The 12,094-nt window shown below is 67.3% G+C and carries 12 protein-coding genes; 6 read left to right on the top strand and 6 right to left on the bottom strand.

Annotated elements, in window-relative coordinates; genetic code table 11:
• Window positions 1–21 precede the first annotated feature (21 nt).
• The 3 genes from ACYQR9_RS07620 to meaB form a co-directional block, all read right to left on the bottom strand.
• Entirely contained in the window at window positions 22–366 is a 345-nt protein-coding gene (locus tag ACYQR9_RS07620) for a CsbD family protein (RefSeq protein ID WP_056423612.1), read from the bottom strand.
• Between the two features lie 127 nt (window positions 367–493).
• A complete protein-coding gene (locus ACYQR9_RS07625; RefSeq protein WP_461229221.1) occupies window positions 494–1,126 on the bottom strand; it encodes a pyroglutamyl-peptidase I in 633 nt (210 codons plus the stop codon).
• Complete coding sequence (gene meaB, locus ACYQR9_RS07630) at window positions 1,123–2,115, bottom strand: methylmalonyl Co-A mutase-associated GTPase MeaB (RefSeq protein WP_056423616.1); 993 nt, start codon at window positions 2,113–2,115, stop codon at window positions 1,123–1,125. The genes ACYQR9_RS07625 and meaB overlap by 4 nt, the downstream gene beginning before the upstream one ends.
• 218 nt (window positions 2,116–2,333) lie before the next feature.
• On the opposite strand from meaB, the gene ACYQR9_RS07635 reads away from it, so the two are divergent.
• From ACYQR9_RS07635 to ACYQR9_RS07645, 3 genes are all read left to right on the top strand, one after another.
• The gene (locus ACYQR9_RS07635; RefSeq protein ID WP_056423623.1) at window positions 2,334–3,386 is read left to right on the top strand and encodes an alpha/beta hydrolase; all 1,053 of its coding nucleotides are present in this window, start codon (window positions 2,334–2,336) and stop codon (window positions 3,384–3,386) included.
• 159 nt (window positions 3,387–3,545) lie between these two features.
• The gene (locus tag ACYQR9_RS07640) at window positions 3,546–3,908 is read left to right on the top strand and encodes a hypothetical protein (protein WP_018045358.1); all 363 of its coding nucleotides are present in this window, start codon (window positions 3,546–3,548) and stop codon (window positions 3,906–3,908) included.
• Window positions 3,909–4,114: 206 nt separating this feature from the next.
• On the top strand, window positions 4,115–4,489 hold the full coding sequence (locus ACYQR9_RS07645; protein WP_056423625.1) for a VOC family protein: 375 nt from the start codon (window positions 4,115–4,117) through the stop codon (window positions 4,487–4,489).
• A 5-nt stretch (window positions 4,490–4,494) separates the two neighbouring features.
• Here the strand turns inward: ACYQR9_RS07645 and ACYQR9_RS07650 are convergent, their stop codons facing one another.
• Entirely contained in the window at window positions 4,495–6,021 is a 1,527-nt protein-coding gene (locus ACYQR9_RS07650; RefSeq protein WP_461229222.1) for a L,D-transpeptidase family protein, read from the bottom strand.
• Window positions 6,022–6,165: 144 nt separating this feature from the next.
• Between ACYQR9_RS07650 and ACYQR9_RS07655 the strand changes: the two genes are divergently transcribed.
• From ACYQR9_RS07655 to ACYQR9_RS07665, 3 genes are all read left to right on the top strand, one after another.
• Window positions 6,166–6,996, top strand: coding sequence for an SDR family NAD(P)-dependent oxidoreductase (locus ACYQR9_RS07655; protein WP_461229223.1), 831 nt, complete (start codon window positions 6,166–6,168; stop codon window positions 6,994–6,996).
• A 168-nt stretch (window positions 6,997–7,164) separates the two neighbouring features.
• Window positions 7,165–8,643 carry a glucose-6-phosphate dehydrogenase gene (gene zwf / locus ACYQR9_RS07660; protein WP_056423632.1) on the top strand — a complete coding sequence of 493 codons (1,479 nt, stop codon included), beginning with the start codon at window positions 7,165–7,167 and terminating at the stop codon, window positions 8,641–8,643.
• A 143-nt stretch (window positions 8,644–8,786) separates the two neighbouring features.
• A complete protein-coding gene (locus ACYQR9_RS07665) occupies window positions 8,787–9,461 on the top strand; it encodes a GntR family transcriptional regulator (protein ID WP_207410388.1) in 675 nt (224 codons plus the stop codon).
• Window positions 9,462–9,566: 105 nt separating this feature from the next.
• On the opposite strand, the gene ACYQR9_RS07670 is transcribed toward ACYQR9_RS07665, so the two are convergent.
• Window positions 9,567–11,243 carry a methyl-accepting chemotaxis protein gene (locus tag ACYQR9_RS07670; protein ID WP_461229224.1) on the bottom strand — a complete coding sequence of 559 codons (1,677 nt, stop codon included), beginning with the start codon at window positions 11,241–11,243 and terminating at the stop codon, window positions 9,567–9,569.
• A gap of 128 nt (window positions 11,244–11,371) precedes the next feature.
• Window positions 11,372–12,028, bottom strand: coding sequence for a GntR family transcriptional regulator (locus ACYQR9_RS07675; protein WP_461229225.1), 657 nt, complete (start codon window positions 12,026–12,028; stop codon window positions 11,372–11,374).
• Between the last annotated feature and the right edge of the window lie 66 nt (window positions 12,029–12,094).

Consider the following 12,094-nt stretch of genomic DNA (forward strand, 5'->3'; position numbering starts at 1 on the left):
CGTTTCAAGCGGATCTGGTGTTCAGCGGCGGCCGTGCAGGAGCAGGGCGAGGCCGTAGCCGACGGCTCCGGCGATCACGAGGGCGATGAGCGGGTTCTCTTCGACACGGCTCTCCACGGCGCGGGCGCCATCGCGAACGTAGCTGCCGCCGCGGTCATAGGCATCGCCGGCATAGTCGGAGACGTTGCCGGCCACATCGCGAAGGGTGTCCTTGGCCTGACCGTAGACCTCCTGGGCGCGGCCCTCCGCCTCGCGGTAGCGGCCTTCCGCCGAGGTCCGCGACGATCCGACGGCATCGCCGACGGCGCTCTGCACGCGGCCGCCGAGGTCCTTGGCCGTCCCGACGACTCGATCCGTATCAACCATGGGTCAACTCCTTCAGAATCGCAGATGCGTGAGCGGCGCTCCCAAGGCGGCGCCCGCATCCGATGGTCACAGAACGTGCGAACCGGCCAAGCGCACCATCGCAAGACAACTTTCTTGAGCGAGCGGTTTACGGGGTGTGTCGCTCCCGTGCTTCGATGAGCAGCAGACGCCCGACCTCGGATACCGCCCTGGGAAGGACCGCCAGGGGATCGCGCTGTTTTCGCGCGAGCGACGCGGATCGCCGCCATGCCGCCCGGACGGGTGGGATGTGGAGGAACAGAACCGGGCAGGGCTCGGCCAGCGCCTGGAAGTAACTGGCGTTGCACAGGTAGCGGCCAGCATTCCGGGATGGGATCGCCGAAATCCCCTGCCGTTTCAGGCAGACGAGGGCGCGGGCCGCGATGGGGGCTTCGCGCTGCGCTGGTCCCTGACGGTCGAGCCGCAGGGTGGTCGGAATCCGCCCCGATGCATCGGGAAACAGCCGGCTTGCCCGATTGAGGGCGCGAGCCTCGACGCGAACCCGTTTGGCGCGGCCAGCGACGCCGATCATCAGCACGGCGGCCGGGCTCTGGGCGAGGGCCGGCTTCAACGACTCGGAAAGAGCCGCATAGGCGGTGCGCAGGATGAGCGTGCGCACCGGGAACCCGGCGATGCCATGCCGGCCGAGATGTCCGACCTGCCGAGCGAGCGTCTCGCTCGGGTTGCGCGGCATGCCGGGGAAAGGGCCGAACCCGGTGACGAGGAGATGCCCCCCCGTCACAGCCCGATCAGCGTCGCGATGGCCTCCGCGCCGGCGGCCGGGGAGGATTCGCCTCGCGCCACGCCGGCTTCCGCCTCGGCCGTCTGCTTGCGCACTTCCGGCGAACCGACGAGCCGCTGGTGCAGGCGTTCGTGGACGAGGGCCCACATCCACTTCACGTCCTGAGCGCGGCGCTTCTTGGCGATTTCGCCTGTGGCGGTCAGCTTGTTGCGGTGGTCGACCACCTTGTCCCACATGGCGTCGAGACGCTTGTTGTTGAGGCCGGAGATGGTCACCACCGGCGGGGTCCAGGTCGAACTCGGAGCGCTGAGGATATGGAGCGCCGCCCGGTATTCGCCGGCTGCCGCGTTGGCCCTGCGCTCGCCCTCGCCATCGTCGGCCTTGTTGACCGCGATCATGTCGGCAAGTTCGAGAATGCCCTTCTTGATGCCCTGCAACTCGTCGCCGGCGCCGGGCAGCATCAGCACGAGGAAGAAGTCGGTGAGGTCGGCCACCGCCGTCTCCGACTGGCCGACGCCCACCGTCTCCACCAGGATCACGTCGAATCCCGCAGCCTCGCAGAGAAGCATGGTTTCGCGGGTCTTGGCCGCGACGCCGCCAAGGGTGCCCGATGAGGGGGAGGGGCGGATGAAGGCGTTCGGGTCGAGCGCCAGCTGGGCCATCCGGGTCTTGTCGCCGAGGATCGACCCACCGGTGCGGCTGGAAGAGGGGTCGACCGCCAGCACCGCCACCTTATGGCCGGCGGCGGTGAGATTGGCGCCGAGATTGTCGATCGTGGTGGACTTGCCGACCCCTGGCACCCCGGTGATGCCGACCCGGATCGCGGTGCCGGTCTGGGGAAGCACCGAATCGATGAGGCTGCGCGCTGCGGCGCGATGATCGGCCCGTTTCGATTCCGCCAGCGTGATCGCGCGTGCCAGGGCCGCGCGGTCGCCCGCGAGCAGCCGTTCGCGCAGGGAGTCGATGTCGAGAGAGGGAGGAAGCGCCATGAGCCCTTCATGCCGGGCCGGCTCGGTTTCGTCGAGGGGGGCACGTGTCCTCAGCACCGGACGGCCTGTACCCGACCGGCCACAGGCCGGCCTCTGCCCGCTATTCACATCGGCCCCCGCCACGCTCATGCCCTGCCATGGTCACGATCGTCACCGACACGGTAGGAGGAGGGGCCGGGACTTGAAGCGCCGGGCCGTCACGAGGCCGTCAGTACGCCATGATCCGAAACCACCTTGTTGGGGCATCCCTGCCGACCCGCCGCTCGCTGTTCCGCGCCGCCGCGCTCATGGGCGCTGCTAGCCTGACGCCGGGCCTCGCCGGCTGCGTCGCCGACGGGCTCGTCACCGGTGGGACCGGACCCGAGCGCCAGTCGAATCTCGACGTCAGCCCGATCCTATTGGTGGCGACGACGCGCAAGCCCGTGGGCAACCCGCCCAAGAGCCCGTATTTCAGTTCCGAGCGCGGCCGCGGCCTGAGCTTTGCCGAGGTGCGCCTCTCAGCGCCGGACCGGTCGCTCATCGGCAAGGTCTCCTCCGTGGTGTCTGGCGATTGGGCGGTGACCGCCGTGCCGCAGGTGGAGACCGGGGCGGGCGCGGCGGCGGCTTTCACCCAGGCGGCCTTCGGGCGAGACGTGCTGATTTATGTCCACGGCTACCGAGAGAGCTTCGCTTCGGCGGCAGTCAGCGCAGCCCGGCTCTCCGACGGCATACATTTTAGGGGCGCATCGGGCCTGTTCACCTGGCCGTCGGCGGCCGCCACCTTCGATTACGGTTACGACCGCGAGAGCGCTCTGTGGTCACGCGATGCGTTCGAGGACCTGCTGAAGTCGCTGGCGAGTTCGCCGAGCGGCGGGCGCATCAACATCGTTGCCCATTCCATGGGAACTCTCCTGACCCTGGAGACCATCCGTATGCTGCGTGCCGAGGCCGGCGAGGCGGCGATGGCGCGGATCGGCGCCATCGTCCTCGCGGCGCCCGATATCGACATCGACCTGTTCACCGGCGCGGTGGAGCGAATGGGGCCGGACGTCTCGAAGATCACGGTGATCTCTTCGACCAACGACCGCGCACTGGAACTCTCCGGTGCCATCGCGGGCGGCGTCGTCCGTGCGGGCGCGGCCGACCGCGAGCGGCTGGAGGCCCTGGGCGTGAGGGTGGCGGATGCGTCCGATTACGGCGGCGGCCTCATCAACCACGACTTGTTCCTGTCGAATCCCGAGGTCCAGGGCGTGGTCAAGCGCGCGATCGGCCGGGCGGCCGGTGGAGCCTGAGCGCAGCACCGCACCGGACAACGCGAGAGGTCTTGGTGTGAGGTCTTGGCTTGAGGTCTTGGCCTCGGCCCCGTTCGCCCCTACACGAGCGGCTGTCGGGCTGACGATTCCCACACCGACGCGGCCGCCTTCCGGCGCGCCCAGAACGAGGATTGTGCGATGTTCACTCTCGATATCGATGGCGTGGCCATCGCGGTCATCAACGGGACCGAGGAAACCGCTCGCGACCTGTTCACCTGCGACGGCTTCAAGGAAGACATCCAGGCGATGAAGAGCGACGGCAAGGTGCTGTGGAACGGCACCTCCGAGCTCAAGATCCGTCCCGCCACCGAGGACGAGATCGAAATCTTCGAGGATGCTCTGGCCGAGGACGATTCAGAGGAAGACGCTCCGTTCGAGCCCGACATGCGTCATGCCAAGAGCGCCGAAGAGCCCGATGAGGACGAAGACGAGGACGGCGAAGACGACGCCGATATCGTGTTCCTCGTGGATATCGACGAGGATGCCGGCCTCGATTCCTAAGGCCTGATCCCGCAGGATCATCTCACGCCGACCGCCTCGCCCGGACACGGGCGGGGCCTTGTATCGCGATCTCCCCTGCCAGCCGTTGACGGTGGCTTCTGCGAGCTATCCCTGAGCCGCTGGGGCATCGGCTGGGATCGGGCAAGGTCTCGAACACGGCGTGGGCGCGATGCCTGCCACGAGTCTCGGCACAGAGCGAGGACCGCATGACTTTCCGCTTCGAACACCTCCATCTTCGCAGTCAGGACGCGGTGTCGGCCGCCGGTTTCTACGTGGAGACCTTCGGCGCCCGCGAACTCACCCGTGACGGCGGCGCCACCGTGACCCGCGTCGTCCTCGACCTCGGTGGGCTCACCCTGTTCATCGAGCATGCACCGGAAGCCGGCCCTTCTGCCACGCCGCCTAACCGGGGCATCGAGCATATCGGCCTGGCGGTCGACGACCTCGACGGCACGGTCGCCGATCTGAAGCGTCGCGGCGTCGCCTTCGTCATCGACATCACCGATGTCCGCCCCGGGCTTCGCACCGCCTTCCTCGATGGGCCGGACGGGGTTCGGATCGAGCTGCTGCAGCGCGGCTGATCCGATCAGTTCGCGTCCGGTCGCGCCGCCTTGGCGGGTATCCTGCCGGGCGGGACCGGCGCGTCGCCCATGGCCTTGGCGGGTGCCACCGGCGCCGTCTTCTTCGGCGTGATGGAGCCCGTGATGACCGCATCCCGCATCGGTACCGCCGGCGAATCGATGCCGTAGATGTCGTCGCGGAAATGGGCGCGACCATCCGGCGTGGCGTAGCCGGTGAGATACACGAAGGTCACCGGGATCTGTTTCGGCAGCTTGATGTCGACCCGCTCGTTGGTGGCGATGTTGGCCTCGATCTCCATCGGTCCCCAGGTCGAGCCGGGGCCGTTGGGGCCGGGCGTGCCCTCCAGCAGCCAGCCCGCCAGTTCCTTCACCTGAGCCACCCGCACGCAGCCATGCGAGTGGAACCGTACCTCCCGTGCGAACAGCGATTTCGACGGCGTGTCGTGCATGTACACGGCCTGCTTGTTCGGCATGTCGATGCGGACCTGACCGAGGGAATTATCGAGGCCCGAATCCTGGCGAAGCGTGTAATTCGCCGCCTTCTCGCCCGCCCAGTCGATCGTCGTCGGATCGACCTCGACGCCCCCGGGGCCGAGGATGCGGATCCGCTCGCGGGCGAGATAGCCTGGATCCTTCCGCATCTTGGGGATGATCTCCTTCTTGATGATGGAAATCGGCAGGGTCCAGGTCGGGTTGAGGTTCACGTCGGTGATGCGCGCCTCGATCCTCGGCGTCGCCTTGTCGGGCTTGCCGACCACGGCCACGTAGCGGCGTACGACGACGCCGTTTTCCACCGCCTCCACGGCGGCGGAGGGAATGTTCACCACCACGTAACGGTCGCCATAGGGAAAGTTGGAGCCGATTTGCCGCGCGGCCGAGGCCGAGAGCTGGCGCTGGCGGGTCGCCGCCGGCACGTTGAGGGCGGTCACCGTCTGGCGGCCGATCATGCCGGTCTCGGGCAGGCCGTGGCGGGCCTGGAACGCCTTCACCGCCGAAACGAGGACGGGGTCGAGCAGGTCCGAACTCGGCACGCCGGCCGGCAGGTCCCCGGTGAGGACGAGGTGCTGTCGGAGTGCAGGGATGTTCGGGTCGCGGGCACCCGGCTTGATCGTCAGATCGGCGGGCAGCGTGCCCCAGCCGCCGGCATCGACGATGGCCTGGTAGCGCTCCGCCATGCGGAACGTATCGAGGAAGGTCGAGGGGGCGAGCGTCGGCACCGGATCGTCGGAGACCCGCGCCACCACGAGGGGAGGGAGTTCCCGGGATTTCTTCGGCGCCGCCGGAGCCGGCTCCGCTCCCTGAGCCAGCGGGGCGGATTGCGGGGCCGCGTTCCCCGATGTTTGTGCGGATTTCGGGGCCGCATCGGTTTTCGGGCTGGACTCGGCCCTGGCAGCAGGCTTGGCGGTGGCGGGTGGGGCCTCCGGAAGGGATGGAGCCGGTTCGGCTCGAACTCCTGTGAGGCACAGCATCAGCGCGAGCGGCGACAGGCCGGCACGCAGGATCGACGGGAACACGACGCAACGCGACGACACAGGCAACCCTCGTGAGCAGAGAGGTCCGGATCATGCGGGCCGGATGGTTACCAAGTTCCCACCCATTCCCATCCGCAGGCCCTGACAAATCGGGACGCCTCGCCCTACCTCCAGGCCAATCCGAAACGTCGAGGAGGTCAGGCCATGATTCATCATCCCGCGATCCGGAGTGGCGGCACGGCCGTCGTGACGGGGGCCGCGAGCGGCATCGGCCTCGCCGCCGCCAAGCGGTTCGCCGCCTCGGGCATGAGGATCGTCCTTGCCGACCTGCCCGGCGAGACGCTGGAGACGGCGCGTGCGGAGATCGCGGCGACGGGCGCGCAGGTTATGGCGTGCCCCACCGATGTCGGCCGGCGCGAGGACGTGGAGGCCTTGCGCGAGGCGGCGGGCGGGCCACCCGCCATCGTCATGCTCAATGCCGGCATCGAAGCGGGCGGCCGCCTCTTCTCGGACGAGGCGAGGTGGCGGCGCATCCTCGACACCAACCTCTGGGGCGTCGTCAACGGTATCCAGGCCTTCGCGCCCGCCATGGCCGAGGCGAGCGCACCCGGCGCGATCATCGTCACCGGCTCGAAACAGGGGATCACCACGCCGCCGGGCAACACGCCCTACAATGTCTCGAAGGCGGGCGTGAAAGTGGTCACCGAGGCCCTGGCTCACGACCTGCGCGGGCGCGACGGGGCCAAGGTCAGCGTGCATCTCCTGATTCCGGGCTTCGTCTATACCAGCCTCACCAGGGCGCGGGGCGTGGCCGAGAAGCCCGACGGCGCCTGGACACCGGAGCAGACGGTGCAGTTCATGGTCGAAGCGATGGGGCAGGGGGACTTCTACATCCTCTGCCCCGACAACGAGACCACCCGCGCCCAGGATGAACACCGCATCGCCTGGACGGCGGGCGACGTGATCGAGAACCGGCCCGCGCTCTCGCGCTGGCACCCCGATTACGCGGATGCCTTCAAGCGCCATATGGGCTGAGCGGGGGCTAGGCCCTTTTATCGGCCGATTGGCCTGTTGAAGCTTGGGCGTGCGCTTGGTCCCGGCTATGGCGGGTGCCTTGCATGGTACGGGACGGATGTCGGTCCTCACGAACGCGATCCACGGCAACAGCCCCGTCATCGGGGATATCAGAACGGGAGCCGCCCTTTGGCCACCATCATCCCAGTCGCTTCCTTCGATTGCGTCGTGTTCGGCGCCACCGGCGATCTGACCACGCGCAAGCTGTTGCCGGCCCTGTACTACCGCTACAAGGACGGCCAGATCCCCGGCACCAGCCGCATCATCGGCGCATCGCGCTCGGAGATGAGCGCCGATGCCTTTCGCGAGCGCGCACGCGATGCGCTCAAGCGCTTCGTCCCGGCCCGAGATCTCGTCGAGGACAAGCTCGGCGCCTTCCTCGATCACCTCGATTACGTGGCCGTGGACGGGGCCGGCGACGACGGCTGGGAGGATCTCGCCGCCAAGCTCGCGGAGCGGCCGGACCAGGTGCGGCCCTATTATCTCGCCACCTCGCCGGATCTCTACGGCTCGATCTGCCGCAACCTCTCGGTCCACGGGCTCATCGGTGAGAAGTCGCGGGTCGTGCTGGAAAAGCCGATCGGCAAGGATCTGAAATCCGCCCGCGCCATTAATGACGCGGTCGGCGAGGTCTTCCCTGAAGAGCAGATCTTCCGCATCGATCATTATCTCGGCAAGGAGACGGTGCAGAACCTATTGGCCCTGCGCTTCGCCAACACGATTTTCGAGCGCCTGTGGACGGCGGACGTCATCGATCACGTACAGATCACCGTGGGCGAGACGGTGGGTGTCGAGGGCCGGGCCGGCTATTACGACACGTCGGGCGCGTTGCGCGACATGGTGCAGAACCACCTGCTCCAGCTTCTCTGCCTGATGGCGATGGAGAGCCCGCTCACACTCGATGCCAATTCGGTACGGGACGAGAAGCTGAAAGTGCTGCGTGCGCTGAAGCCGATCACGCCCCACGATGTCCAGTCCGTCACCGTGCGCGGCCAGTACGCGGCCGGCGCAGTGGACGGCAAGCCGGTCCAGGGGTACCGCGCCGATCTCGGCGGCGAGACGGAGAGCCGCACGGAGACCTTCGTCGCTCTGAAGCTGGAGGTGCAGTCCTGGCGCTGGGCCGGCGTGCCGTTCTACATCCGCACCGGCAAGCGCCTGCCCCAGAAGCTCTCCGAGATCGTGGTGCAGTTCCGCGCCTCTCCCTTCTCGATCTTCCCGGCCGAATCCTTCGGGCGCGAGCCCAACCGCCTCGTCATCCGGCTTCAGCCGGAGGAGGGGATCAAGCTGGAAGTGATGACGAAGGACCCCGGTCCGGGCGGCATGCGGCTGCGCCCCACCAATCTCGACATCTCGTTCGAAGAGACCTTCAAGCAGCGCTATCCCGATGCCTACGAGCGCCTCTTGATGGACGTGGTGCGCGGCAACGCCACCCTGTTCATGCGCCGCGACGAGGTGGAGGTGGCCTGGGCCTGGGCCGATTCGCTGCTGAAGGCCTGGGCCGACCGGCCCGAGCCGCCCCGCGCCTATCCGGCCGGAAGCTGGGGGCCAACCGCTGCCATCGCGCTGATCGAGCGGGATGGACGGACCTGGCACGAGGAGGTGCACTGACCGGAGGGAGGCTGCACACAGGAGAGAAGTTATTTGTGTGAGGCTAATAAAAACAACTAATCGGGCACTCCCTCGACAGGCCGTTGCCCGACGCCTACACGTCTGGAGAGTATCGCCCCTCCAACATCAAGACCTACGCCCCCATGGAAAAGCTCGACTCGGCGATCGGGATCAATCGTCGCTACCTCCATGACGAAGTCGTGGACCGGATGCGGGATCTGATTCAGTCGGGAGAGCTCGAACCGCGCGCGCGGGTGAATGAAAGCGAGCTTACCGAGCGGTTCGGCATCTCGCGCACACCGCTTCGCGAAGCGATCAAGATCCTCGCCACCGAGGGGCTGCTCGAATTGCTGCCGAACCGGGGCGCCCGGGTGGCCAGCCTGTCTCAGGCCGAAATCGAGGAGATGATCGAGGTCATCGCCGGACTCGAGGCGACGGCCGCCGATCTCGCCTGCCGCACGATCGGCGACGACGAGATCGCCGCCATCGAGCAGGACCATCACGACATGGTCAGGGCCTGGAAGGACGGCGAGGAAGCCACGTATTTCCGGCTCAACCGCGCGATCCACGAGGCGATCATGGCGGCCAGCCGCAACTCGGTGCTGGGCACCATCTATGCGAGCCTGTCCGGCCGCATTCAGCGATCGCGCTACGCTGTCCACCAGACCGCCGAGCAATGGAGCCGGGCCGTCTCCGAGCATGAGCGGATGATCGCGCTGCTCCACGCCCGTGATGGCGAGGCGCTGGCCACGGTCATGCGTGACCATATCCGCTCGAAGACCCCGGTCATCGCCGAGAATTTCGGCGCCGGCGAGTGAAGGACCGGGACTTGGTATCACCCCGGCATTCCGCGATGGGCAATCCCGAAGCTCCGCTATCCGGGCCCCGGGACGCGGTGGCGTAACGACGTTGGGCGGTGCTGCTCAGGCCGCGCGGATCGTTGCGAGGAACTGAGCCACTTCGGCGTTGAGATGCTCCGATTCGCGTGAGAGTTCAGAGGCCGATGCCAGGACCTGGGAGGCCGCGGCGCCCGTCTCCTCGGCGGCGCCCGCCACGCTCGCGATGGTGGTCGTCACCTCGCCGGTCCCCTCCGCGGCCTGGTTGATGTTGCGCACGATTTCCTGCGTCGCCGCACCCTGCTCCTCGACTGCCGCGGCGATCGACGTCGCAACGGTGCTGATCTCGCGGATGCGGGCCGTGATGGTCTCGATGGCCGTGACGGCTTGACCGGTGGAGCCCTGGATCCGGCTGATCTGGCTGCCGATCTCGTCTGTCGCCCGCGCGGTCTGGTTGGCGAGTTCCTTGACCTCCGCCGCCACGACGGCGAAGCCCCGGCCCGCTTCACCGGCGCGCGCGGCCTCGATGGTGGCGTTCAACGCGAGGAGGTTGGTCTGGCCCGCGATGGTGGCGATCATAGCGACGACGTCGCCGATCTTTGCGGCCGCATCGCTCAGATCCTTCATCTGCGCACCTGTCCGCGTCGCATCCTCTACCGCACGGTGAGCCAAGCTAGTGGAGCCATCGACCTGACGGCCGATCTCCATGACGGACGAGCCGAGCTCCTCGGCCGCCGCCGCCACCATGGTGACGTTGGTGCCCGCCTGCTCCGCCGCTGCCGCCACGGAGACCGATTGCTGCGCGGTCTGCGTCGCAGTGCCCGACATGCTCTGTGAGGTCGCGCGCAACTGGGTCGCCGCCGCCGAGACGCGGGTCAGGATATCGCCGACCGCATTCTCGAAACCATCGGCCAATGCGAGGGCGGCGATCTTGCGCTGGGTCTCTGAATCGGCACGGGCCTGCGCGGTTTCGGCTTCCAGGATACGGGTCCGCACCAGATTGTCCCGGAACGTGTCGAGGGTGCCGGCCATCGCGCCGATCTCGTCGGTCCGCCCGATACCGGGGATCACAACATCGGTCTCGCCGGAGGCCAGCCGGCGCATCGCCGCCGTGATCCGCTCGATGGGACGCGACACGCCGAGGAGAGCGAACGCCATGGCGGCCAGCGCCATGGCGACGGAAATGGCGAGCATCGTCCGTGTGGTGAGGACCGCCTCGGCCTGTTCTTCGCGCGCCGCCACGCTCGCGGCAGTCCCGGCCTGCCCATTGAGCTCTACGAGCTTGCGCGCGGCGGCGGTCGCGGCGAGGTACTCGGCATTCATCGGGCCGCGAAAGCGCTCGGTCAGCGACGCGCGCTGGCTGGTATCGATCTCGAGCAGGGCGTTCCAACCCTTCTGCAGGACCTGCCATTTGGCGGAGAAGTCCTCGAACAACGCCTGTTCCGATGGCGAGCTGATGAGCGGAAGATAGGCTGCTCTGCCCTTCTCGGCGTTTTGAATCATGTCGCCGACGTTCTTGATGCTCAGGGCACGCTCGGCCTCGTCATCCGCCATCAGATACCGGAACTGCCAAAGGCGGGTCCGCATGACCAGCGCGCTCAGGCTATGGGCCGCATCGACGGAGGGGAGCGCGTTCGAGGCCAGCAATTCGATACGGCCACCGATGCCGTCGAGCTTCCGCAAGGCAACCACACCCTGCACCGTCGTAATGATGGCGAGCGCGGTGAAGAGGCCGATGAGCGTTGTCTTGATGGAGGGGCGCATGAAACGGTCCAGGGTAACGAGCGAGTCTGTGCAAGAGCGCCGTAACCATGGGGGGCAATCCCTAATGATTATTTTGCCCCCGCCCGAAAGCCTCATGAGAGACATCGACTGTTGTCATCAGGCCGATCTCACGCTGCGTTGTTGATCGAGCGCAGATTGACCACCAGATCGGAAAAGCGGTCACCCTGCACGATGACGTGCGCACGCAGTCGGTCCGCCGCTGCGATCTCGTCGCCGGCGACGACGGCGGCGACGATAGCTTCGTGCTCGGCGAGGGATTGCCCGAGCCTGTGGCGCGCTCGCAACTGCATCCGGCGGAACGGGGTCAGGCGCCGGTGCAGGAGCCGCGCCTGCTCGCACAGGAAGTCGTTGCGGCAGGCCCGATAAATCACCGTATGGAAGACGTAGTTCTCTTGGTAGTAGGTCTCGGGGTCGCCATCCGCCGCCGCTACGGCACAGGCTGCGAGAGCCTGTTTCAGGGCCTTCTCGTCGGCCGGAATCAGCCGGCGCGCGGCGAGCCGGCCGCATGAGGCCTCGATTTCTGCCATCGTCTCGAACATGGCGATGAGCAACTCAGGATCGGGGGCGCTCACGATGGCACCCCGGCGCGGTTTGATCTCCACGAGGCCGGTCATCGCGAGTTGCAGCAGAGCCTCACGGATCGGCGTGCGCGAGACTCCGAAGCGCTCGGCAAGCTCGGTCTCATCGAGGCGGGAGCCGAGGGCCAACCGGCCATCCACGATTTCCGTCTCGATCGTCTGCCGGAGGCTGAGCGATCGGCTCATAGCGATTCCACCCTTGTGTTTCCAATCGAAATTCGCATTCGCTATTATTCATGGGCGTTGACAAAA

The organism is Methylobacterium sp. CM6241, from assembly GCF_054817845.1.